Origin of the sequence: Methanobrevibacter sp. UBA417 (assembly GCF_002508845.1) — an archaeon.
GTDB classification, from domain to species: domain Archaea; phylum Methanobacteriota; class Methanobacteria; order Methanobacteriales; family Methanobacteriaceae; genus Methanobrevibacter_A; species Methanobrevibacter_A acididurans.
Genome location: NZ_DAZC01000027.1, coordinates 153,685 through 178,194, shown reverse-complemented (window position 1 = coordinate 178,194; position 24,510 = coordinate 153,685). Strand labels below are relative to the sequence as shown.

Here is a 24,510-nt window from a genome sequence, read left to right as displayed (position 1 = left end):
ATTTTTTTTTTTTAATCTAATGTATTTCCAAGTATCCATTGTAAAGTGTTTAATTTAATATCACAAGTCCACTCAGCAGCATGAAGTGCTCTTTTATTTTCCATGTCTCCTTTTTCACTTGCTATTGCATAATCTTCATTTAATTTTTTAAGTTTTTTGGTTTCCTTTTCAACCATTTTTTCAATTTCACTTTCATCTTTACTCATAACAGCTTTTATCACTGCTTGTTGAAGCTGACTACCTACTAATATAACACTAATTTCATTAGTTATTGGTTCTGTAGTGTTTATAATTCCTTCTTCTTTTTCTTTTAACTCAGTTAATTTTTCATTAATTTCATCCATAGATTTCATAATTATCTTTTTTTCCTAATTCAATTTTTTTTGGGATTGAAGAATATCTTTATTTATTAATATATAATTTATAATTCATTTTTTATATTAATAATTTAGTAAAACTTTTAAATTATTTATTATATAATATTTAATGATTATATAAAATTATAAAGGTTTTCTATGAAATATAAAAAATGTTTGAATTGTGGGACAGATAATGAATTAAGGGCAAAATTCTGTCGAAAATGTGGAGCTCCCTTTATAAATAAGGAAAATATTAATATAACTAAAAATCAAGAAACAGGTAAAAAACAGGAAAAGCATGAAAAAATTATTATTTTTACTCTCATAGTAATCATATTTTTTGTAATTAGTGGATTAAGTGCATCTATTATTAATACTGATTCTAATAGTTATAATAATGTTAGTGGAGATTCAGGAGTTTCAACTACTACTCATAGTTCACAAAGCAATGTTAAAGAAGTTTCATCATCATTTCCTACTGGATTAATTTTCCCTGATGAGTTCACATTTCCTTTTGATTCATCACAGGATACTCAACAAAATATAGTAGATAGTGAAAGTTCATCTTCAATTTCAAATTCTAATGATTATAGTTCTGATTCCGGAGATTCAGATGGATCTGTTGATTCAGAAAATTCTAATGATTATAGTAACTTAGGCCTTAGTCAAAGTGTTGAAGAGTAATACAAAATTATTTTAAAAATAAACAATTAATTATAATAAGTTGAATATAATAAATTATATTCTAATATTAATGTTTTAAAAAAATGGTGATAATATGAGCGGTGATGATGAAATCATTGATGTTAATGATTATGATGTAGTAAGTAAAGAAGAAATTGATGATGAAGTTAACACCTCAAATCAAAATACTGAAAACACTACTCAGTATAATGAAAAAACATACAATTCTAATGATTCTTATAATAATGATTTTATGTTTTCCACTCAAAACCCATTAATTCTATTATTAGTGGTTGTTTTTATAATTTTATTTGCAATTATTGCCTTAACTTTTCATTAATTAATTTATAAATTTTATTCCAATTTTTTTAAGGTTGTTCATGATAAAAAATTTCTTAATAAAAAATCAAAAGTTAACATTTCGTGGGAAAAATTTAATAATTTTTCTTATAGCTTTCACTTTATATTTAATTAATAAATTTATTTTAATATCTTTAAATTCTTTTTTTTCTAATTATTTTAATGATTTATTAGCTACATTACTACTTTTTAGTTTTATCAATACAATTTCACCAATATACTTAAAAAAATCAGTAATTATCATTTTAATAACATTAATTGCAATATTTTTTTGGGAGTATCTTTCTTTATTTTTAAAACCTGGAAGTGTTTTTGATTGGTATGATATTCTTGCATACTTAATTTCAATGGTAATTTATTTATTAATTTTAAAATTTTATTTAAAAATAGAAGATTAATTTTTAAAAAATTTTTTTTAATATACTAAAAATAGCTAATTATTTTAAGGGAGTTTTATAAATATAATTATAATTTATAATATTAATATAATATTTTTATAAATAAATGGTGATTCAATGATAAAAGAGGCTAAGATAGCTTTAGAAGATGGAACTATTTTAAAAGGTGAAGCATTTGGATATGAGACTACGAATGTGGGAGAAGTTGTTTTTTCAACAGGTATGACAGGTTATACTGAATCTTTAACTGATCCTTCATTTAAAGGTGAAATCTTAATGAGCACATATCCTTTAGAAGGAAATTATGGAGTAGATGAAGATTGGTATCAATCTGATAAAATTCAAACTGAAGGATTCATAGTTCGGGAATTATGTAGACAACCAAGTTGTTTTGGTGCGGATAAATCATTAGATGAATTTTTAAAAGAATTCGAAATTCCAGGAATTAGTGGAATTGATACTAGAGCATTAACTCTTAAGATTCGAGAATTTGGGTCCATGAAAGGAGCTTTAACAACTGAAAATATGGTTGATGATGAACTTCTTAAACTAGCTAGAGAACAACCTAATATTCAAGATATTGATTTAGTTCCAAAAGTATCTACTAAAGAAATAAAAGAATATGGGGAAGACATGGATTTAAATGTTGCTTTAATTGATTGTGGGGTTAAGAAAAACATTATTCAAGGATTCTTAGACAAAGGAATGGGTGTAACATTATTCCCTTATGACACTCCAAGTGATAAAATAATGGATTATGATCCAAATGGTTTAATGGTTTCATGTGGACCTGGAAATCCAGAAAGAAACCTTAAAACAATTGATACTATTCAGAAATTATCAAATAAATTACCTATTTTCGGTATTTGTATGGGTCAACAAGTAATAGCAAAATCTTTTGGAGCTAAAATTTTCAAAATGAAATTTGGTCATAGAGGAGCTAATCAACCTGTAAAAGATTTAGAAACTGGTAATGTATTTATAACTTCACAAAATCATGGATTTAGTGTTGATGCAGATTCATTAAAAGATACTCCATTAAATTTAACTCAAGTTAATTTAAATGATGGAACACCTGAAGGATTCTCTCATGATGAATTAGTTTTAAGATGTGTACAATACCATCCTGAAGCAGGTCCTGGACCTAATGATACTAGATTCATATATGATGAGTTTAAGGAAATGATGAATACATATTAAATAAATCATGAAAAGAAAATATTATTTGAATTACTGAAATTTTTAAAAATGATTAATTAGTTTTTTTACGGATTTAAACTTTATAAAAAAATTATTTTGAGGATTATATAATGCCTATTGATAAGGATATAAAAAAAGTGTTAATAATTGGTTCAGGACCTATACAAATAGGTCAAGCTGCAGAATTTGATTATTCTGGATCACAAGCATGTAAATCAATTAGAGAAGAAGGAATTGAAACGGTTTTAGTAAATAGTAATCCAGCAACAATTCAAACAGATATGGATATGGCGGATACTGTTTATACAGAACCTTTAACACCTGAATTAGTTGCAAAAATTATTGAAAAAGAAAATATAGATGCAATACTCCCAACTATGGGTGGTCAAACCGGATTAAACATAGCAACAGGACTTGGAGATTTAGGATTACTTGATAATATTAAAGTTTTAGGTTCTAATGTTCAAACAATTAAGGATGTTGAAGACCGAGATTTATTTGGAAATTTCATGAACAGATTAAATGAACCAATTCCAAGATGTCATGCTGTTGAATCAATTGAAGATGCAGTAAAAGCAGTTAATGATATAGGATACCCTGTAATTGTAAGACCTGCATTTACTTTAGGTGGAACTGGTGGGGGTGTAGCTCACAATGAAGAAGAACTAAAAGAAATAGCTACACATGGATTAGACATGAGTCTAATCAATCAAGTTCTTATAGATGAATCCGTTCTTGGATGGAAAGAATTAGAATTTGAAGTAATGCGAGATAAGAATGATACTTGTATAATTGTTTGTACAATGGAAAACATGGATCCAATGGGTATACATACTGGAGAAAGTATCGTAGTAGCACCAATACAAAATTTAAATGATATAGTATACCAAAGATTAAGAGATGCTTCTATAAAAATTATTAGATCCTTAGGAATACAAGGGGGATGTAATATACAATTTGCATTAAACCCTGAAACAAATGAATACAAAGTAATTGAAGTTAATCCAAGAGTAAGTAGAAGTAGTGCATTAGCTTCAAAAGCAACAGGTTATCCAATAGCTAAAATATCCTCAAAAATAGCATTAGGTTTAACTTTAGATGAAATCCGTAATGATATAACCAAAGAAACACCTGCATCATTTGAACCTTCCATAGATTACGTAGTAGTTAAAATTCCAAGATGGCCATTTGATAAATTTAAAGGAATAAATCGAAAAATTGGGGTGCAAATGAAAGCAACCGGAGAAGTAATGGCAATCGGTCGAACAATGGAAGAAGCATTACAAAAAGCTATACGTTCATTAGATATAGGAGTTCATGGTTTTGAAAAATGCAAATACACTGAAGATGACCTTATTAATCCAACTGATGAAAGATTATTCCAAATGTACACTGCTTTAAAAGATGGAATGTCTGTAAAAAAATTATATGAATTAACAAATATTGACACTTTCTTTTTAGATAAAATAAAAAACATTATAGATTTTGAAGAAACCTTAACAAAAGAAAATATTAAAAATCCTGAAATATTTAAAAAAGCAAAAACAATGGGATTCTCAAATTATACATTAGCTGAATTAACTAATCAAAAAGAAGAAGATATAGTTGAAATAGCTAATAAAACAGGCATTAAACCAAACTATAAAATGGTTGATACTTGTGCTGCAGAATTTGAAGCAAAAACACCTTATTATTACAGTAGTTATGATGATGGAAATGAATTAAAAACTGATGATAAAAGAAAAATCATGATTATTGGAGCTGGACCAATAAGAATAGGTCAAGGAATAGAATTTGATTACTGTTGTGTACATTCTTCACTTGCATTAAAAGAACAAGAAATAGAAACAATACTTATTAATAACAATCCAGAAACTGTAAGTACTGATTATGATATATCTGATAAACTATTCTTCGAACCATTAACATTTGAAGATGTAATGGGAGTAATCGAAAATGAAAAACCAGAAGGAGTCATTGTACAATTTGGTGGACAAACAAGTATAAACCTAGCAGTCCCATTAGCAAATGCTGGAATAAAAATATTAGGAACACCTTATGAAAGTATTGATAAAGCTGAAGATCGTGAAAGATTTACTGAAGTACTAAACAAATTAAACATTCATCAAGCACCATACGGATTAGCACATTCATTTGAAGATGCTAAAAAAGCAGCACATAAAATAGGATTCCCTGTACTTGTAAGACCATCCTATGTAATTGGTGGACGAGCAATGGAAATTGTTTATGATGATACTGAACTTGAAACCTATATGCAAGAAGCAGTAAAAGTCTCATCTGAACACCCAATATTAGTAGATAAGTTCTTAGAAGATGCAATAGAATTAGATGTAGATGTATTATGTGATGGAGAAAATGTCTTTATTGCAGGAATCATGGAACATATTGAGGAAGCAGGAGTGCACTCAGGAGATTCAGCTTGTGTAATACCTCCACAAACAATCCCTGAACACATATTAGACATTATAAGAGAAAACACTAAAAATTTAGCATTAGAACTTGATGTTGTAGGTTTAATGAATATTCAGTATGCTGTAAAATTAGATGAAGAAATGGTTTACATTATTGAAGCTAATCCTAGAGCAAGTAGAACAGTACCATTTGTAAGTAAAGCAATAGGAATACCTTTAGCAAAAATAGCAACATGGTTAATGGTAGGTGCTAAATTAGAGGACTTTGGTTTAACTAAAGAAATAAAAATTAATCATGTAGCTGTAAAAGAATCTGTATTCCCATTCATCAAACTCCCAGAATCAGACACAATACTAGGTCCAGAAATGAAATCAACTGGAGAAAGTATAGGTGTTGATGAAACATTTGGATTAGCATACTACAAATCTCAACTAGCAGCTGGAATGGATTTACCAAAAGAAGGTACAATCTTCATAAGTGTTAAAGAACAAGATAAAAAGAAAATCCAATTAATAGCTGAAAAAGCACATAATTTAAGATTCAAATTAGTAGCTACATCTGGAACTGCAGATAGTGTAAAAAATGTTCCAATTAATAAAATTAAAAAAGTTTCACAAGGATCTCCAAACATTAAAGAACAAATGTTAAATGATGAAATCGATTTAATTATTAATACACCCGCAGGAAAACAAGCATCTGAAGATGGATATATCATCAGAAGATTAGCTATCGAACTTGGAATACCTTATGTAACAACATTAGCTGGAGCTAGAGCAGCATTAAAAGCAATCGAAGCTATTAAAAATAATGAAATTAAAGTTAAATCCTTAAATGAACATCTCGACGAGTCAATTTAAGTTTTTATTAACTTTTAATTTTTAATATTTTCTCATTTACTTTTCCTATTACTAAAAAATATTTTATAATTTTATTCAAAAATTATTTATTAACTCTTTTTTTATTCAAAATTACATCTTTTAAATATTCTTTTTTTAAACATTTAATTAATTTTTTGAAAAAATATATTAACAATAAAATTGTTAACTAAAAATATTGAATTTAAAAAATTAAAAATCTTTATTATAAAAACCTAAAAATTTTAGGGGAGGGAAACATTATTATGAGATCATTTGATAGAATAAAATCCGGAATTCCGGATTTAGATAAATCATTAGATAATATACGTTTAGGGGATAATGTAGTATGGCATGTATCAGAATTAGATGAATTTAGATTATTTGTAAAACCTTTTATCAACCAAGCTTTAAAAGACCATAGAAACTTAATATATATAAGATTTGCTTATCATGAACCATTTGTAGACATCACACCAGAAGAACAAGAAATGTTAAACAAAAGGGATCCAAATAGTGATGAATTATACACAATGATTCAAAGAGAAAATGGTTTAAAAATATACCAAGTAGATCCATCAACACAATTCGAAGCATTCACAGTAGCAGTACATAACATCATTACTAAAGAAGGAAGATTTTCATTCTATGTGTTTGATTCCCTATCTGAACTTCAAGTAGCATGGTCAGCAGATTTAATGATGGGAAACTTCTTCAGAGTAACATGTCCTTACTTATTCCAATTAGATACAGTAGCATACTTCCCACTACACAGGGGAAGCCATTCCTTTGAAACAATAGCTAAAATTAGAGATACAACACAATTATTAATAGACATATACAGTGAAGATGATGAAATTTACATACATCCACTAAAAATATGGAACCGATACTCACAAAGCATGTTTTTAGGACACAAATATAATAAAGAAGACCAATCAATCGAAGTACTAACAGATGGTGTAGGTGTAAGTAGATTTTACCAAGTACTAAACAAATCATCAGCATACCATAACGAACAAACTACAGATAATTGGGATAGATTCTTCACATTAGCACACCTCCAATACAGAAATGGAGAAGACATCACAGATAAATGTGATAGAATGTGTAAAATGATGATAAGCAAAGATTCACACATGTTCCAATTAGTAAAAGAAAACTTAGAACCTTCAGACTACTTTGAAATATATAATAGATTAATAGGAAGTGGAATGATAGGGGGAAAAGCATGTGGAATGCTTATTGCACGAAAAATAATAAAAAACAAATTACCTGAAGAATATAAAAGATTAGAACCTCATGATTCATTTTACATAGGTTCAGACATGTTTTACACATACATAGTAGCTAATCATTTATGGGACTTACGAATAAAACAAAGAACTAAAGAAGGATACTATGTTGAAGCTAAAAAACTTAAAAAAGAACTTCAAAATGGAATATTCCCTGAAGAAATACGAGAAAATTTTAAAAGAATATTAGATTACTTTGGACAAACACCAATAATAGTAAGAAGCAGTAGTTTCTTAGAAGACGGATTTGGAAACGCATTCGCTGGAAAATATGAATCAGTATTCTGTGTAAATCGAGGAACATTCGAAGAAAGATTACAAGACTTTGAAAATGCTGTAAAAACAGTATATGCAAGTACAATGGACATATCTGCATTAGAATACCGTAATAGAAATCACTTAGAAGATATAGATGAACAAATGGCTCTTTTAGTACAAAGAGTATCTGGATCATATTATGAAGATTATTACTTCCCAACAGTAGCAGGTGTAGGATACTCATATAGTCCATACTCCCCATTACCAGATATGGATAAAAAAGCAGGAATGTTAAGACTTGTAATGGGATTAGGAACTAAAGCAGTTGACAGAACACAGAATGATTACCCTAGAATAATCAATTTAGATAAACCAAAAGTCGTTACAATGACAAGTATGGCAGACAGACACAGATATTCACAACATTCATTAGATGTGCTAGATTTAAAAGAAGTTTCAGTAAAAGAACACCCAGTATCTGAAGGATTAGAAGTTTTACCTAGATATGCAAAAAATGAAGTAGTAGAACATGATACTGAAATAGAAGAAAGATACAAAGAACAAGGTAATCCTCGTGAAGTAGTATTTGTTTCATGTCAAGGAATGGTGAATAATAAAGAATTCACAAATATGATGCAAAATATATTAAAAACATTAGAAGAAAACTACAACTTCCCAGTAGATATAGAATTCACAGTAAATATAGGAAAACAACACTCATTTGTAGTAAACTTAGTACAATGTAGACCATTATCCATATCCAAATCAAATGAAAATATTGAAATCCCTCAAATACAAGATAATATTCTATTCCATATTAAAGATGCAAGTATGGGAAGATCTAGAAGAGAAAACATAGATGTAATTGTAACTGTAGATCCACATAAATATTATGAATTCCCTTACAATAAAAAATCTAACATAGCTCGTATAATTGGAAAAATAAATGATTACTATAAACATGAAAATATAAACTTAATGTTAATAGTCCCTGGAAGAATAGGCACATCTTCACCTGAACTTGGAATACCTGTAACTTTTGCAGATATTAGTGACTTCTTCGCAATACTAGAAGTATCATATAGTGAAGTAGGATATGTTCCAGAATTATCCTTTGGAAGTCATTTATTCCAAGACCTTGTTGAAGCAGATATATTTTATGGAGCACTATTTGAAGATGAAACTCGATTAGTTTATGATACACACTTGTTAGATCAATTCCCAAATCAATTAAAAAATATAGATTCTACATTAGGAGATGAAATATATGAAATGGTTGATGTAGTGGAAATAAAAGAGGGTAAAATGGAATTTTACTATGATATGAAACAAGACGAAGCAATAAGTTACTATGAAAAATAAATAAAAATTAATATTCTCATATTTTATATTAATAAACTAATAATAAAGGATTTTTATGATAACTATAAGTAATGGGATAGTTTTAAAAGGTTTAAATCTTGTTCCCTCAAAAGAAAATATTTTAATAGATGATGGGTGTATTCTTGAAATATCACCGGATATTAAAGAAGGAAAAATATTAGATGCTACAAATTGTATAATTTGTCCATCATTTTTAAATGCTCACACTCATATTGGGGATTCTATAATTAAAGATGAAGGGGATGGTTTATCATTAAGTGAGATAGTAAAACCGCCAAATGGTATTAAACATAAAGCATTAGAAAGTGCTGATGAAAATAGTTTAATTTCATCTATGCAGGATGCAATGTGGACAATGTTAAAAAGTGGAACAACTCACTTTATTGATTATCGTGAAGGTGGGATTAAAGGGGTTAAATTATTAAAAAAAGCATCTGAAAATATTCCAATAAATCCAATAATACTTGGAAGAGATAATAGTTTTTACGGGGATAACCCGGATTTACATAAAGTAAAAATTAATGCACGGAAATTATTAAAAATAGCAGATGGTTTGGCGCCAAGTGGATTTGGTGAAATAAGTCAAGAAGTTGCTAATATAATTGTTGACGAATGTGATAAAAAAGGGAAAATTTCATCAATTCATGCTGCAGAAAGTGAAAATGCACAAAGAAAGTCAATAGAAAAAAAAGGTAAGAGCGAAATTGAATTAAGTGTTGATTCAGGTTTTAAACAAATAGTTCATGTTACTATTCCTGTTAAAAATGATATTGATTTGTTAAAAAATTCAAATTCATCTATAACTTTGTGTCCTAGAGCAAATGCAACTTTAGCTGTTGGTACTCCTCCTATAAAAAAAATTTTAAAAACAGGATTAAAACCATTAATTGGAACAGACAATTTAATGGTAAATACACCAAATATTTTTAGGGAATTAGAATATACACTTAAAATTATGAGAGCACAAAATAAGCATTATGTTCCACCCCGAACAATACTTGAATTTGCAACAACTAATATATGTGCCCAAGTTAATAATCAATTATTAAATTCAATAATTAATAAAACTATTATTACAGAAGGTAATACAGCACAATTAATGGTAGTTAAAAAATTATCAAAAAATAACTACTTAAGTTTAATAAACAGAACAGAAACAGAACATATTAAATATTTATTCAATAAGAATATTATAAAATTTTAATACATAAATTTAATAACTAATAAAATAATATTTTAATTGAAAAAGATTTTATTCATTCAAATTATATAAAATAAAAAAAAGGTGATAACATGGTGGAAGAACAATTATATAAAAAAATCTTATTCCCAACTGATGGTTCTAAATATGCACAAAAAGCTGAAAAGGACGCATTATTCCTTGCAGAAACTTGTGATGCAGAATTAATCATTTTAAGTGTAGTGGAAAACTCATTTTCAGTAGGTTTACCTGCAGATGATACTACCTTCAGAATAACTGAAATGCTTAAAGAAGATGTTAAAAATAATTTAAGCAATGCTAAAAATGATATTGGGGAAAATGTAAAAGTAACTACTAAAATAGGTGAAGGTTCTCCAGCTGATGTCATACTAAAAACAGCAGAAAATGAAAATATCGATTTAATTGTAATGGGCAGTTCTGGTAAAACTGGATTTGATCGTTTCATTATGGGTAGTGTTGCTGAAAGAGTAGTTAAAGCTGCTAAATGTAAAGTTTTAGTAATCCACTAAAAAAAATTTATTTTTAAATTTTAAACTTTTTTATTTTTTTTTACTAAAACCTTTATTCTTTTTTTAAACACTATTTAAAACATTTTTGCATAAAAGTTATATAAAATAAAAATAAAATAATAAACTAATAGTATTATATTATTAATTTAATGTAAAAATCTTTAAAAAAATTAATAAAATTTTATAAACTAATTTAAAAAAAAATTATTATAATAAAATTTTTTTCTTTATTCTTGCTGATTTTAGTGTAAAGAGTATAAAATATATAATATTTTAAAGAATCATAAAAGAATAAAAAGATAAATAAAGAAAAAACAGGAGATATTTTACCTATTTTAAATTAAATCAGATTAAGAATAAATAGAATAATATTATACAAAAAAAATAGTATATGGTGATATTAATGTTAGTAAAAGACATATTGTCTGAAGATGTTGTTTATGTTAGTGTTCCTGGAACACGTGAAAAAGCTTTAGAAATAATTGTTAAAAAAAATGTATCAGTTGTTCCTGTAGTTAAAGAAGGTTCTAAAAAATTAGTAGGAATATTAACCCGTTCTGACTTAATAACTAATCCTGATGAAGAACAAGTAGCAATGTTAATGACAAGAGATTTAGTTACTGCTGAATTAGATGAACCTATTGAAGAAGTAGCTAAAAAAATGGTAAAAAATAATGTAAGAAGAGTTCCAGTTGTTGAGGGTGAAGATTTAGCTGGAATTGTAACAGCATTTGATATTGTATCATTAGCACTAACTGAAATGGATATTAAAGATCCTGTGGAAAATTATATGATAAAAACAGTTCCAACTGCATGGGATCAAACACCTTTAAACGTTGCTTTTGAAAACATGGCATTATTCGGATTAAAATCATTAATCGGATTAAATAATGAAGGAAAAATGAGCGGAATACTTACTGAAACAGATTTCATAGCAGAAAGTGAAGTTAGAAGTGAAACAACACAACATGACTCTACTGTAGGTACTGAAGGAGACAAATGGTCTTGGGACAGTACAAGTGTATTATACATTGAAAAAAATAAACTTAAATTCACAGATAAAGTTGTTCGTGATGTAGCTTCTGATAAAGTAACTACAGCTAATTCTAAAACTAAAGTATCTGCATGTGCAGAAAAAATGAAGTCATTAAATGTTGAACAATTACCAGTAATTGGAATTGAAGGAGACCTTATAGGTCTTGTTAGAGCAAGTGACTTGATTAAAGCTTTAATATAAAACGAAAAATTATAAAAAAGTGAGAAAAAACCATTTTTTTCACTTTCCTTTTTTTTTAAATCATTTTTTTTATCTAAAAAATTTTTTCTATAAATCTTTAAAAAGAATTATGATAAATTCCTTTTAAAATTTTTTTTATCTAAATTTATGGTGGAAAACATATGGAATCACAACCTATTTTAATAATTAAAGATACTCCTAGTACAATAGGAATAAGAGTTAGAGTGGGAGAAGTTTATAAAGAAAACAATATTCAATTAAGTGTCATGTTAGGTTATTACTGGGAAAACAATTTACCAGTTATAAAAAATCTCATAGAATTATTTGAAAATGTTATAAAAAGAACTGTAAATGAAGTATACCCTCATCAAAATTTATTTCTAAAATATGATATTCTTACAGATGATGTTTTAGAAAAAGCAACAAAATTAGAAATTAAATTAATTGAAGTTAAAGCTGATGGTACTGAATTTAAATTAGACGGTAAAATTATAACATTAAAAGGAATTTTATCTGAAGAAACTTATTCTGCTGAAGATAAAGAAGAACTAGTTTCAAATATACATGAAAAACATGTTGAAAAAAAATTAGTTAGTCAAGAAAAAATGTCCTTTAAGGATTTTGTAAAACTTCAACAAAAAAAATAGTTAATAAAATAAAATTAAATTTTATTTTAAATATTCCTTCTAATAAAAGGTAATATATTAATTAATGTTTCTTTACTCTCAGCGAAGTCTTTAACATTTTCTATTATGATTTTGCCTTTCTCAGAGATTATAACATTTTTATTATTAAAACTTAAAATAAGTGTATTATTATTTAAAGTTTTAATTTTCCCTATTTCTTTTAATTTTTCAATACTATTTGAAATATTTATTGTGTAAGGTAATTTAATTTCTGATATACTCTGTTCTGATTTGAAATTTATCATCCTATTTTTATTAGTCTTAGGAGTGATATTAAGTAAAATATTATTAAATTTTAATGTTTTAAGCTTATTACCTATTAAATTGATTTTATTTTCATCTAATTCATATGGTTTTTCTATTTCTATTTCTGCATTATTGTTATTATCTCTTATTTTAATTGTTTCATCCTTATTTATGTTTTTAATAAACTCTTCACCATAATCAATACGTTTAATATTTTCATGATTTAAGGGAATATTTGTTTTTATTCGTGTTGCAAGGCATGTTGTTGATTTGTTATATTCAATATTATTTTCTTTTAAATATTTTTTTACTTCATCACTGCTTATGCCTTCATTTATAAGAGGTGTTAAAAAATTATTTTTATAAGTTATTAAAATCCCTGGACGATCATCAAAAAGATCACTTATATTATTTCCATCTACAATAATATCAATAGATTCATCATGTGCTACCTCTTTAATTTTATCATACATGATTTGACGACAAAGATAGCACCGATTTCCTTTATTTTTTATAAACTCATCTACATTAAATAGGTCAATTTTAACAATTTTCTGTGAAATACCAATTTTATGAGCAATCTTTTTAGAATTTTCAATAAAACCTGTAGGCATTAAACCATTATCAATAGTAATAGCAATAGGATCTCTACAAACTTCAACAATCAAACTAGAAAGTAAACTACTATCAGCCCCTCCAGAAAATGCAATAGCAACATGTTTACCTCTAAGTTCCTCTTTAACCCCATTAATTTTATCTTCAATACTCATAAAAACTCCTCAAGCATAAAATCATACTAATGATTTAATATAATTTAATACTTCTATAGCATCTAAAGTTTTAATATCAGGAACCTTGGTAATAAAATCAATTAATTCATCCTTAATCTCATCACTTAACTCAGATTTTTTAAAAATATTATAATAAGTTCTTTTAGGATAATAAATTGATTTAGCAACATTTAATATATGATTCTCCAATTCATTATCAATTATTCCCTCTTCAACACTTAAATCTAATTTATAATTCACATTAACTAAAGCTTCAGATAAAACAGTTTGACTTTCAGGATCAAATGTTACAGCAACATCATCATCTGAATTTAAAATACCCTCTCTGTATTGTTTATAAATATTACCAATACCAATCATACCTAAATCATCTAATTCAGAAGCTCTTAAAGCACCCATACTGCCTCCACCAACAACAGTTACACCTTCATTCATTGCTTTCATAATTTCTTTATGACTAACTGCAGGATGTTGGTGAAAAACACCATCAATAATCCCAATAATATCAGGTTTATCATTTAAAGCATTAAGAACATCCCCTCTTTTAACTGGGAATCGATAATCAGCATGCAAAATTTTTTCAGCATCTTCAAAAGAAATAGATAAACCTGTAAAAATTATAATCTTCTTATTTAACATAATAAAAGGTTTCCATAAATTTATTTCAATGATTTAAATCATATTCAACAGCACGTTCTCCTCTTCTAGAAGGATCAAGTGCAAAAAGTTCCGCACCAGGAATAATAACTCGAACAACATTAACTCCAATTTCAGATCGTGTTAAATCTTTAAATAATATTTTATTTAAACCAACATTACTTAATTTTTCAATACAAGTATCAATATCTTTTTTAATAGAAATATTACTATTATTATCAATACTACTTAAATTAATCTTATCTCCTTCTGATTTGAAGTAATGACTATTGATTTTTTTCATTCGACCATAACCGGCTTTTCTCATAAAATCTGCACGAGCAGTATCCTCACGAGTACCATGAATTTGAGTGGCTCGGCTTTGAGCAACCTCGGTTAAAGCACGTAAAACAGCAATTTCAGGATTTAAATGGGTTCCAACACCTAAGGTTAATAAAGCTGCATCTTTTAATAAAGTATCATCACTTGATGCAGCTATAGTTGGAATTTCCACATCAGCTGTAATATCTAATAAATTTATATTCACAGATTCATTTTCAAACTTATTTAAAATATTATTAATATCTTCACTTTTAATAGTATCCAAATCAATTTCTTTTCGATTTTTTTTAGTTTCTTCAAAAATACTCCAAGCATCTCTTTCAACAACTTCAAAAATCCCATGAAGCACTGCTTCCTCTAAAACATTACCTGAAGCCAAACCATTAGTATTTCCCTTAACAAAACTATTAACATTTTCATTACTTGGAATATATGGATGATAAATTAAATTAATAGGAACATCAAATTCTTCTTCGGACACAATATCTGTCATTTTACCCCATTCTAACTCTAAACCCTTTAGACTTTCAATATCAACAGATTGAGGTAAAACTAAACTTTCAAAATCAACAGGATTAACCATATCATCAAAAGTACCAATAATTATATTTTCATTATCAATTTTTTGTTTTTCAGCAGAATATCTTTCAAAACCTTCCATCATAGCAGAAGCTTTAGCTTGAGGTTTACCAATTCCTTTACCTGCATAAACACTTACACTTCCTTCTTGAGCAGTTGGTCTTATTGCAGAAAAAACAGGAATTCCCACACGATCAAGATCAGTAATTTCAGTTAAACGTGTAATACCTGCAACTCTTAATTTATCTTCATAATTTTTAATAGTTTCTTTAGGTTCTTTAACCCTATGAGTACCATTAAAATATTTGATTGGAATATCTGAAAACATATTGACTCCTTTTATTAAAATTTATTTATAATTTTTGATATAATATAATAATTGTTATATAAAGTTAATAAAATTTATTATAATATTATAATCAAATCATTAATTAAAAATTAATAAAAATAAATAAGAAGGAAAATTATATTATGGCAAATGAGAGTAAAAATATTCACTTAAACAATATAGTGAAAAAATTAGAAGAAAATAATTATGATGGAATGTTACTAGCAGATTTTAATAATATTAGGTACATTTCAGGATACTTACCCCAAAGTTTTGCTTTCGCTATATTAAAAGAAAACCCAATAATATACGTTGCAGAAATGGATATGGAAATAGCTAATAAAACTAGTTCTATAGAAATTCAACAATTTACATCATATGATGAACTCAAAAGAATATTAAAAAAAGAAAATTTAACTAATTTCGCAATAGAAAATAATTTAACTGTAAATAGTTTTACAAAACTCAATAATGATTTAAAATTAAACATTGAACCATTCATGGCCGAAGAAAGAATGATTAAATCTTCAGATGAGATAAAGAAAATAGATACAGCAATGAATATTGCACATAAATCATTATTAGAATTAAATCCAAGATCTTTAATTGAAAAAGGTATAAGTGAATGGGAAACAGCATACAAATTAGGTTATTTAATGCGTAAAAATGGTGCTGAAGTAGAATCATTTGACACCATAGTAGCATCAGGAGCAAATAGTAGTTTACCTCATGCAGTTGTAAGCCCTAAACCTTTAGATCCTCATATATTAATTGATTACGGATGTAAATATCAAGGTTATTGTTCAGACACAACAAGAACTTATCCTAGCACTGAAAAACAAGAAGAAATATTCGATATTGTGCTTGAAGCTCATGATAAAGCTATAAAAGCAATTAAACCTGGAATTGATGGTTCAAAAATTGATGCTGTTGCAAGAGATATTATAACTGATTATGGATATGGAGATAAATTCATTCATACTACCGGACATAGCTTAGGCTTAGATATTCATGAAGCCCCAACATTATCTACAAGAGACCACACTATACTAGAAAATAATATGATTGTAACAGTTGAACCTGGAATTTACTTAGAAGGAAATTTTGGAGTTAGAATAGAAGATACCATATTAATAAATAATAAAGGTAAAATAATTGGAAATTTACCTCAAAGATTATAAAAAAAATTATTAATGGAGGACTATTAATGAAAATGTTAATAAATGGGGAAAATTATGATAAAGATGAACATAAAGAAATTTTAAACCCCTACAATGGAAAAATAGTTGACACTGTACCTATTGCTAATAGAAATGAAGTTAAAAAAGCAGTTAATGCAGCAAATCAAGCTAAAAATTCATTAACTGAAATGAGTGCACGTAAAGTTTCTGAAAAATTATATGATGCTTTTGAAAATCTAAAAAATGAAAAAGAAGAATTTGCAAAAATCATAACACAAGAAACAGGAAAACCAATAAAACAATCTTTAGGTGAAATGGAGAGATCAATAGATACTTTAAAATTATCTGCAGAAGAATCTAAAAGAATTTATGGTGAAACAGTACCATTAGATGCAGGTTTAGGAGGTAAAGGTTTTTTTGCATTTACTGAAAGAATCCCATTAGGTGTTGTAGCAGCAATAACACCATTTAATTATCCTGTAAATTTAGCAATTCATAAAATAGCCCCAGCAATAGCAGCAAAAAACACCACTGTTTTTAAACCTAGTATGCAAGCACCTCTTGCAGGACTTAAAATGGCTGAAATTATTGCACAAGAATTTCCTAAAGGAGTAATTAACACAATTACTGGTATGGGTGGTGAAATTGGTGATGCATTAATAACTAATGAAAATATAAATAAAATATCTTTTACAGGTAGTGTTGCAACAGGATTATTTATAGCATCACGTGCTGGAATGAAAAAGATCACATTAGAATTAGGGGGAAACGATCCCTTAATAGTACTTGATGATGCAGATATAAAAAAAGCTGTAAAAGGAGCAGTAAATGGAGCTTACCTATATTCTGGACAAGTATGCATGGGTGTTAAACGTATAATTGTAGATAATCTTATCGCAGAAGAATTCACAGATTTATTAGTTAAAGAAACACAAAAATTAAAAATTGGGAATCCTATGGATGAAAATATGGATATGGGACCATTAATTGATGAAAATGCTGCAATCAATGTTGAAAAAACAGTTGATAATGCAATATCTGATGGGGCTGAACTCTTAACAGGTGGAAAACGTAAAAACACATTTTATCAACCTACCGTTTTAGACAATGTTAATATGAATATGGATGTAGTATCTAATGAAACATTTGGGCCAATAGCCCCAATCATTCATGTTGATGGTGTTGAAGAAGCTATAAAAACAGCTAATAATACACAATATGGTTTACAAGCCGGTGTATTCACAGAAAACATGCATAATGGTTTAAAATGTGCCAATGAAATTGAAGCAGGAACTGTGTGGATAAATAAACAATCAACATTCAGAACAGACAACATGCCATTTGGAGGAGTTAAATCCAGTGGAGTAGGAAAAGAAGGAATAAAATATGCCGTACATGATATGACTAAACCAAAATTAATTGGATTTAACTTACGTTAAATTTAATACTTAAAATTATTCCTTTTCAACTCATTTTTTATTTCTTTTGAAGAAATCCTTCAATAAGATTTCTAGTATCATTTAAAGATTCCATAGGAATACCATTAGGTAACTCTCCTAATTCACCTTTAACATCTTTTAAAACAACACCATTCACACCAAGAAACATCCCTTCACTTGCAATGTCCATAAAACTTTGTGGAGGTAACATCGCAACAGCAACATGATTACCCTCTTTAACATCTAAATTATTAGTAACAACAGTAATTGCTCTTTTTTTAAGGTTAACATTACAAATCATTAAAGAATCAGCATTAGGATGTTTACTAACACTCATGATTTCTCCAACTAAAATATCTATCCCAATAATTGGATCATTAATTGGACCTAAAGATAATCTATGACGTAAACCTAAAATTGTATTTAAAAAGAATTGAACCTTGGCAACATTCTCTTCAGTTTTCTCTCTTTCTTCTTTAGGTGCTTTATTAAGAAAAATATGATTCCATTCTTCTCCCCCTAAATAATGTATAACATAATTAGCCTCTTCCTCTAATTTATTAACATCTGGAGAATTACTTAACTCATCACCTTCAAGATATGAATAAAGTAATGATTGAAAATGAGCATCCATATTATCTGCAGATTCAAGAGCCATTTTTTTATTCCAATGACCTCTAAACGCACCAGTTTGAACAGTTCTCATAAATAATTCTTTAGATTTAACAGCAATTAAAATTCTATAATCTTTAGATGTATCCCACACATTTATCTCTCCAAAATTAAATAATCATAAATATTTCTTTAAAAGTAAAATTATACTAATTACTATATTAAATTTAGTATAATTTAAACTTAATTTAAATTAATCAATTTTATCAAATTTCATTTAAAACACTATTATGAAAAATATACTTTTAATTTAAGAACCAATAACGCTTATTAAGCCTTAATTTTAATTATAAGTTTAAAATTTTTATTTTAATAGAATTTTAACAAAAACTTTTTATACTAATAAAAAAAAATAATATATTACTTAAAGTTTAACTAAATTTTCTAATGAAAATAACTTTAAATCATAGTAAAAATCTAATAAAACAAGTTAATCAAACAAAATAACTAATATATGAAATTTAGTTAAATAATATCAATATTATATAAATAATTTACAATGGTGAAAAAATGGTAGAAGTTTCCAGTCTTTATGATTTAGATATATATACTATAGCAGGGCAATATGTAGGACAAGTAGCTGATGTTGTACTTAACATTAAATATGGAACTATTTCCAAACTACGAGTAAAAGCATTAGAACCTGAAAAGAAAAATGTAGGAATAAGAGATATTTTTACTAGTGGGTTAAGAATGGTCCCTGAAGAAGAAAATGTAAATTCATATCATCAAGAAGGATTACTTGATGTTGGATATGATAAAGTAAAAGCTATTGGGGATATAATGTTAATAGATCCACAAGATTTAATTCATAAACCACAAGCTCAAAGAGTTAGACCTACACCTACTCCTAATGTAGAAGCACCAACACCAAAAGCTCCAAAAACACAAGAAGCTGAACCTAAAATCCAAGATCCTACTGAAAAGGTTGAATAAGATTTTAAGTTTTTTTCTTTTTTCTTTTTATTAATTTTTTTTAAAAATTATTAAGTTATTAAATTTTTTTATTTTTTCTCTATAAATCATGATTAAAGTATAAAAAAACTAATTAATATGATACTTTAAACATTTAAACGATTTTTTACTTTTAAAATTCATCTAATATTTTTTCTAAAAAAAATAAGATTTATTAAAAGTATAAAAGTTATGAAAAATAATTAATTTATGAAAATAGAAAAATCAAATAAATATAAAAAAAATAAAAGTGATTATTTATGAAAGTTGGAATTATAGGTTGTGGAGCTATAGCAAATCTTATAGTGAACAATATTTTAGCAACTGAGAAAAATATAAGCATCAAACATTTCTATGATCGTGATATGGAAAAAGCTGAAAATTTAGCTAGTATTGCTAATGGTATAGCAGTTATAAATATTGAAGATTTAATAGATAATGTTGATTTAGTTTTAGAAGCAGCATCCCCAAGTTCAGTTAATGAATATGCTTTAAAAGTTTTAAATAAAGGAAAAAGCATGATTATAATGAGTGTTGGAGCTTTAATGGATGAAAATTTTAGGAATGAAGTAGTTGAAACTGCAAAAAAACATAATGCTAAAATTTACACTCCATCTGGAGCAATACTCGGATTAGATGGTATAAAAGCTGCATCTGTTGGTGAAATTAAAGAAGCTAAACTAACAACAAGAAAATCACCTAAATCTTTAGGAAAAGATGTTAATAAAGAAGAAATATTATTCGAAGGTAAAGCATCACAAGCAGTTAAAAAATTTCCATTTAACATTAATGTAGCTGCTACATTAAGTTTAGCATGTAAAATGGATATTGATGTTAAAGTTATAGTTGATCCAAAAGTTGATAGGAATGTTCATGAAGTAGTTGTTACAGGTGATTTCGGAAAATTCACTACTCGATGTGAAAATTTACCATGTGCTACTAATCCTAAAACCAGTATGCTAGCAGCTTTCTCTGCAATAAAATTATTAAAACATTTCAATGAAACATTACTTAGTGGTACATAAAAAGTAATAAACTTAATTATTTTTTTTCAGGTGAAAATTTTGAAAGATTATGAAATATACTCCAATCTAAAAGTACCTAAAGGGTCAAATATTGTCTTACGTTTAGATGGTAGAAAATTCCATACTTTAGCAAAAACATTAAATTTAGAAAAACCTTATGATTCTAATTTTGCTAAACTAATGATTGAAGTATGTAAAGATTTATTTACTGAATTTTCACCTAAATTTATTTATACTTTTTCTGATGAAATAAATATTTTACTTTCTGAGATACCATTTTCTAATAGAGTTGAAAAGATAGATTCTGTTTTTTCAAGTTTGGCATCTAGTTCAATAACTAAACATTTAAACGATTTTTTTGATTTAGATGAATTACCATTAATTTCTTTTGATTCAAGAATAATACCCCTCCCTTTTAATGATATAAACACATATTTTAAATGGAGACAAGATGAAGCTTGGAGAAACTGTAAGAATGCTTATGGAATTTGGGTATTAAAAAAAGATTATTCTTCTAAAATAGCTAATGAAAAAATTAAAGGATTAAAGTCTAGTGATATTCATAACTTGTTATTTGATAAAGGAATAAATTTAAATAATCTTCCAGTATGGGAAAAAAGAGGAATCGGATTTTATAAAAAAAATAAAAAAATTAAGGGCTTTAATCCAAAAACCAATTCAGATACAATCTCTTATAGAAATTACCTTTATATAGATTGTAATCTTGAAATGTTTTCAAATGATTTTTTTAAAACAATTAATTTAAAACATGATTAAAAATAAAAAACATAATAAATAAGGAAGTGTCATATTTATGGTATTTGATAAATTTATTTCAAAAGTATTAAGTAATGATAAAAGAAATTTTAATGAAGTGTGTGTGGATAATAAAGTTATTGATTCTGTAATTTATTATGCCAAGGAATCTTATCCAAATGAGTTTTTAGCATTCTTTGATGGTCATGTTAAGGATAATAAACTTATTTTAGATAGTTTACTTTTTTTACCTGGTGAAACTTCAAATACAGGTGCAACTTTTAATGAAGGTTTAATGCCACCTTCTCAACGGATTTGGGGTACTGTTCATTCTCATCCAGGTCCAAGTGCACAACCTAGTAATGCTGATTTAATGACATTTAGTAAACATGGATTATTTCATATGATTATTTGTTTACCTTATGAAATTCCTAGTTTTTGTGCTTATGATGCTTATGGGGATTCTGTAAAATATACTCTTGGTGATTATGATGATAAAAATCAGGATGCAATGTTAGATGATTTACAGGATTTACAAGATGAAATAGGGCATGGTTATCCAGAAGATTATGATTTTTCTGAAGATGACAGTACTAAAGAATATGATGCTTTTATGAAAAAATATAATGAAGCTAAAGCTAATAATCAAAGAGTAATCTATATTGATGTTAATAAATTAGAAAATGATAATTATAAAAATAAGTAAAAATATTTAAAAAATTTTAAAAAAAAATTAAAGATATGAATTTTTTGCAAGAAATTTATATTTATAATTTTAATTTAGTTGCATCAAATACATAATCTAAATCTATTAATTCTTTAATTACTTTATCTGGTACTGGATGATCTAATGTTAAAATCATTATTGCTTCTCCACCAGCAACATCTCTTCCTACTTGCATGATTCCAACATTAACTTTATATTCTCCTAATTTTGTACCAATTAAACCAATAGTTCCTGGAACATCTTTATATTTTGCTATAAACATGTTTCCTGAAGGTTTAACATCTACCCAATATTCGTTAACTTTAACTATTTTAGGTTCATGTATAAATGTTCCTTCTGCAGAAAAACTGTCTTTAGTACTTTTAGCTCGAACTTTAACTAAAGAATCGTAACCTTTAGCATTATCTGTTTTTCCTTCGGTAATTTTAATTCCTCTTGTTTTTGCCATGTTTAAAGAGTTCACTGTATTTACGGAACTGTTTAAAATAGAATCAAGAATACCTTTTAAGACACATCTTCCGAGTATGTCTTGGTTTTGAAGACTTGCTAATTCACCACAGTAGATTATTTCTACTTCTTTAACTTTTCCTTTTAATGATTGGGATATGAAACTTCCTAAACGTTCACAAACTTCCATGTAAGGTTTGAGTTCGTTTTTAAGTCTGTTATCTATTCTTGGTAAATTTATAACATTTTTAGGAGTTTTTCCATTATTTAAATCTATAATTTCTTCAGCTACTATAATAGCTGCACCTTTTTGAGCTTCTTTGGTAGATGCTGCAATATGTGGGGTTAAAACAATATTATCTAAAGTTATTAACTTATTATCTTTAGGAGGTTCATTTTCATAAACATCTAAAGCAGCGCCTCCAATTTTATTTTCACTTAAAGCTGTGTATAAAGCTTCTTCATCAATAATTCCACCACGAGCACAATTAACAATGAATGCATTTTCTTTCATTAAATCAAATTGTTCATCACTAATAGAATGTTTAGTTTCTTCAGTTAAAGGAACATGAATAGTTATGAAATCAGCATTTTTAAGAACAGTATTTAAATCGGTTAATCTTACACCCATTTGTTCTGCAACATCATCAGGTAAATAAGGATCATATACTATTGCATCCATTTCAAAAGCTTTGCAACGGTTTACAACTTGAGAACCAATTCTTCCCATTCCAATAACACCTAGAGTTTTTCCTCTAAGTTCAACTCCCATAAATTTCTTCTTTTCCCATTTATTATCTTTAACAGATTTATCAGCAATAGCAATTTTACGAGCCATAGCTAATAATAATCCCATAGTATGTTCAGCAACAGTAATACTAGTTGATTCTGGGGAGTTAACAACCATAACACCATTTTCTGTAGCTGCATCGATGTCTATATTATCTACACCAACACCGGCTCTTGCAATAATCTTTAAATTGTCAGCAGCTTCAATAACTTCTTTAGTCATCTTAGTTCTACTTCTAACAACTATTCCATCAAAATCTTTAATAGTAGCTACTAATTCTTCAGGAGATATAGTTGTATTAACAACAACATCCATCTCATTTTTTAACATAGCTATTCCATCTTCATTAATTGCATCTGCAACAAGAACTTTCATTTTTTTCATTCTCTCCTATATTAATTATTTAAAATAAATTACTTTTATAATACATAAATAAAATTAATTTTTTTATTAATTAAAAAAACCTTTTAACAAATTTTTTCTCTATAAAGTTTTACATTAACTATAAATATTTTTTCACACTATTTTCATATTAATAAAAATTTTATATATTTTTTTATAAAAATTTATAAACTTTTTAAATCATATTATTCTTAATGATTTTTGAATAAAATAAATTTTTAGAATTAAAAAGGTTGTAATTAATCATAATACAACTTTAGTTTAATCTAATATTTAAAAATTATTATAAAAAAAGAGGTGAAAAATTATGGTTTCAA

21 protein-coding genes are annotated in these 24,510 nt (G+C 27.0%); 15 read left to right on the top strand and 6 right to left on the bottom strand.

The annotated features are described in order from the left end of the window. Nucleotides 1-11 precede the first annotated feature (11 nt). Nucleotides 12-353 (bottom strand): hypothetical protein, encoded by a 342-nt coding sequence (locus tag BP769_RS05440; RefSeq protein WP_413825273.1) that lies wholly within the window; start codon nt 351-353, stop codon nt 12-14. Between the two features lie 162 nt (nt 354-515). Here BP769_RS05440 and BP769_RS05435 point away from each other — a divergent pair, with 162 nt between their 5' ends. From BP769_RS05435 to BP769_RS05395, 9 genes are all read left to right on the top strand, one after another. Continuing rightward, the gene (locus tag BP769_RS05435; RefSeq protein ID WP_413825271.1) at nt 516-1,043 is read left to right on the top strand and encodes a zinc-ribbon domain-containing protein; all 528 of its coding nucleotides are present in this window, start codon (nt 516-518) and stop codon (nt 1,041-1,043) included. Nucleotides 1,044-1,137: 94 nt separating this feature from the next. Beyond that, on the top strand, nt 1,138-1,383 hold the full coding sequence (locus BP769_RS05430) for a hypothetical protein (RefSeq protein WP_413825269.1): 246 nt from the start codon (nt 1,138-1,140) through the stop codon (nt 1,381-1,383). Between the two features lie 535 nt (nt 1,384-1,918). Next, on the top strand, nt 1,919-3,001 hold the full coding sequence (gene carA / locus BP769_RS05425; RefSeq protein WP_413827034.1) for a glutamine-hydrolyzing carbamoyl-phosphate synthase small subunit: 1,083 nt from the start codon (nt 1,919-1,921) through the stop codon (nt 2,999-3,001). 110 nt (nt 3,002-3,111) lie between these two features. After that, nucleotides 3,112-6,291 carry a carbamoyl-phosphate synthase large subunit gene (gene carB / locus BP769_RS05420; protein ID WP_413862207.1) on the top strand — a complete coding sequence of 1,060 codons (3,180 nt, stop codon included), beginning with the start codon at nt 3,112-3,114 and terminating at the stop codon, nt 6,289-6,291. Between the two features lie 263 nt (nt 6,292-6,554). Continuing rightward, the gene (locus BP769_RS05415) at nt 6,555-9,203 is read left to right on the top strand and encodes a PEP/pyruvate-binding domain-containing protein (protein WP_413825260.1); all 2,649 of its coding nucleotides are present in this window, start codon (nt 6,555-6,557) and stop codon (nt 9,201-9,203) included. Between the two features lie 55 nt (nt 9,204-9,258). Beyond that, nucleotides 9,259-10,428: an amidohydrolase family protein gene (locus tag BP769_RS05410; protein WP_413862205.1), complete on the top strand. Its 1,170-nt coding sequence runs from the start codon at nt 9,259-9,261 to the stop codon at nt 10,426-10,428. An 89-nt stretch (nt 10,429-10,517) separates the two neighbouring features. Further along, nucleotides 10,518-10,955 (top strand): universal stress protein, encoded by a 438-nt coding sequence (locus BP769_RS05405; protein WP_413825256.1) that lies wholly within the window; start codon nt 10,518-10,520, stop codon nt 10,953-10,955. A gap of 403 nt (nt 10,956-11,358) precedes the next feature. Further along, a complete protein-coding gene (locus BP769_RS05400; protein WP_413825253.1) occupies nt 11,359-12,192 on the top strand; it encodes a CBS domain-containing protein in 834 nt (277 codons plus the stop codon). Between the two features lie 161 nt (nt 12,193-12,353). Beyond that, nucleotides 12,354-12,839 carry a hypothetical protein gene (locus tag BP769_RS05395; protein WP_409198598.1) on the top strand — a complete coding sequence of 162 codons (486 nt, stop codon included), beginning with the start codon at nt 12,354-12,356 and terminating at the stop codon, nt 12,837-12,839. 26 nt (nt 12,840-12,865) lie between these two features. Here BP769_RS05395 and BP769_RS05390 read toward each other — a convergent pair whose 3' ends face one another. Genes BP769_RS05390 through BP769_RS05380 form a run of 3 tightly spaced genes read right to left on the bottom strand, consistent with a single transcriptional unit; the run spans nt 12,866 to nt 15,800 of the window. After that, entirely contained in the window at nt 12,866-13,894 is a 1,029-nt protein-coding gene (locus BP769_RS05390) for a hypothetical protein (protein WP_413825250.1), read from the bottom strand. Nucleotides 13,895-13,915: 21 nt separating this feature from the next. Continuing rightward, entirely contained in the window at nt 13,916-14,554 is a 639-nt protein-coding gene (locus tag BP769_RS05385) for a TfuA-related McrA-glycine thioamidation protein (protein WP_413825248.1), read from the bottom strand. A 25-nt stretch (nt 14,555-14,579) separates the two neighbouring features. Then, nucleotides 14,580-15,800 (bottom strand): YcaO-related McrA-glycine thioamidation protein, encoded by a 1,221-nt coding sequence (locus tag BP769_RS05380; protein WP_413825245.1) that lies wholly within the window; start codon nt 15,798-15,800, stop codon nt 14,580-14,582. A gap of 143 nt (nt 15,801-15,943) precedes the next feature. On the opposite strand from BP769_RS05380, the gene BP769_RS05375 reads away from it, so the two are divergent. Together BP769_RS05375 and BP769_RS05370 are read left to right on the top strand one after the other, a co-directional pair. Next, entirely contained in the window at nt 15,944-16,981 is a 1,038-nt protein-coding gene (locus tag BP769_RS05375) for a M24 family metallopeptidase (RefSeq protein ID WP_413825242.1), read from the top strand. Nucleotides 16,982-17,007: 26 nt separating this feature from the next. Beyond that, entirely contained in the window at nt 17,008-18,420 is a 1,413-nt protein-coding gene (locus BP769_RS05370) for a lactaldehyde dehydrogenase (RefSeq protein ID WP_413825239.1), read from the top strand. A gap of 37 nt (nt 18,421-18,457) precedes the next feature. Here the strand turns inward: BP769_RS05370 and BP769_RS05365 are convergent, their stop codons facing one another. Next, entirely contained in the window at nt 18,458-19,186 is a 729-nt protein-coding gene (locus tag BP769_RS05365; RefSeq protein WP_413825237.1) for a tRNA-binding protein, read from the bottom strand. A 416-nt stretch (nt 19,187-19,602) separates the two neighbouring features. Between BP769_RS05365 and BP769_RS05360 the strand changes: the two genes are divergently transcribed. The 4 genes from BP769_RS05360 to BP769_RS05345 all read left to right on the top strand — a co-directional run bounded on the left by BP769_RS05360 (nt 19,603) and on the right by BP769_RS05345 (nt 22,533). Next, nucleotides 19,603-20,028, top strand: a complete 426-nt coding sequence (locus BP769_RS05360; RefSeq protein WP_413825235.1) for a PRC-barrel domain-containing protein — start codon at nt 19,603-19,605, stop codon at nt 20,026-20,028. A 278-nt stretch (nt 20,029-20,306) separates the two neighbouring features. Next, entirely contained in the window at nt 20,307-21,071 is a 765-nt protein-coding gene (locus tag BP769_RS05355; RefSeq protein ID WP_413825231.1) for an aspartate dehydrogenase, read from the top strand. Between the two features lie 39 nt (nt 21,072-21,110). Next, nucleotides 21,111-21,848, top strand: coding sequence for a tRNA(His) guanylyltransferase Thg1 family protein (locus BP769_RS05350; RefSeq protein WP_413825228.1), 738 nt, complete (start codon nt 21,111-21,113; stop codon nt 21,846-21,848). A 37-nt stretch (nt 21,849-21,885) separates the two neighbouring features. After that, on the top strand, nt 21,886-22,533 hold the full coding sequence (locus BP769_RS05345; protein ID WP_413825225.1) for a Mov34/MPN/PAD-1 family protein: 648 nt from the start codon (nt 21,886-21,888) through the stop codon (nt 22,531-22,533). A 61-nt stretch (nt 22,534-22,594) separates the two neighbouring features. Here the strand turns inward: BP769_RS05345 and serA are convergent, their stop codons facing one another. Then, a complete protein-coding gene (serA, locus tag BP769_RS05340) occupies nt 22,595-24,166 on the bottom strand; it encodes a phosphoglycerate dehydrogenase (protein WP_413825304.1) in 1,572 nt (523 codons plus the stop codon). Nucleotides 24,167-24,510 lie beyond the last annotated feature (344 nt).

Bases quoted from the DNA above. Each gene is read 5' to 3' on its own strand.
- BP769_RS05345 (WP_413825225.1), top strand. From the start codon at position 21,886: ATGGTATTTGATAAATTTATTTCAAAAGTATTAAGTAATGATAAAAGA.
- serA (WP_413825304.1), bottom strand. From the start codon at position 24,166: ATGAAAGTTCTTGTTGCAGATGCAATTAATGAAGATGGAATAGCTATG.
- BP769_RS05410 (WP_413862205.1), top strand. From the start codon at position 9,259: ATGATAACTATAAGTAATGGGATAGTTTTAAAAGGTTTAAATCTTGTT.
- BP769_RS05435 (WP_413825271.1), top strand. From the start codon at position 516: ATGAAATATAAAAAATGTTTGAATTGTGGGACAGATAATGAATTAAGG.
- BP769_RS05400 (WP_413825253.1), top strand. From the start codon at position 11,359: ATGTTAGTAAAAGACATATTGTCTGAAGATGTTGTTTATGTTAGTGTT.
- BP769_RS05395 (WP_409198598.1), top strand. From the start codon at position 12,354: ATGGAATCACAACCTATTTTAATAATTAAAGATACTCCTAGTACAATA.
- BP769_RS05430 (WP_413825269.1), top strand. From the start codon at position 1,138: ATGAGCGGTGATGATGAAATCATTGATGTTAATGATTATGATGTAGTA.
- BP769_RS05375 (WP_413825242.1), top strand. From the start codon at position 15,944: ATGGCAAATGAGAGTAAAAATATTCACTTAAACAATATAGTGAAAAAA.
- carB (WP_413862207.1), top strand. From the start codon at position 3,112: ATGCCTATTGATAAGGATATAAAAAAAGTGTTAATAATTGGTTCAGGA.
- BP769_RS05440 (WP_413825273.1), bottom strand. From the start codon at position 353: ATGAAATCTATGGATGAAATTAATGAAAAATTAACTGAGTTAAAAGAA.
- BP769_RS05390 (WP_413825250.1), bottom strand. From the start codon at position 13,894: ATGAGTATTGAAGATAAAATTAATGGGGTTAAAGAGGAACTTAGAGGT.
- carA (WP_413827034.1), top strand. From the start codon at position 1,919: ATGATAAAAGAGGCTAAGATAGCTTTAGAAGATGGAACTATTTTAAAA.
- BP769_RS05385 (WP_413825248.1), bottom strand. From the start codon at position 14,554: ATGTTAAATAAGAAGATTATAATTTTTACAGGTTTATCTATTTCTTTT.
- BP769_RS05405 (WP_413825256.1), top strand. From the start codon at position 10,518: ATGGTGGAAGAACAATTATATAAAAAAATCTTATTCCCAACTGATGGT.
- BP769_RS05355 (WP_413825231.1), top strand. From the start codon at position 20,307: ATGAAAGTTGGAATTATAGGTTGTGGAGCTATAGCAAATCTTATAGTG.
- BP769_RS05360 (WP_413825235.1), top strand. From the start codon at position 19,603: ATGGTAGAAGTTTCCAGTCTTTATGATTTAGATATATATACTATAGCA.
- BP769_RS05380 (WP_413825245.1), bottom strand. From the start codon at position 15,800: ATGTTTTCAGATATTCCAATCAAATATTTTAATGGTACTCATAGGGTT.
- BP769_RS05370 (WP_413825239.1), top strand. From the start codon at position 17,008: ATGAAAATGTTAATAAATGGGGAAAATTATGATAAAGATGAACATAAA.
- BP769_RS05415 (WP_413825260.1), top strand. From the start codon at position 6,555: ATGAGATCATTTGATAGAATAAAATCCGGAATTCCGGATTTAGATAAA.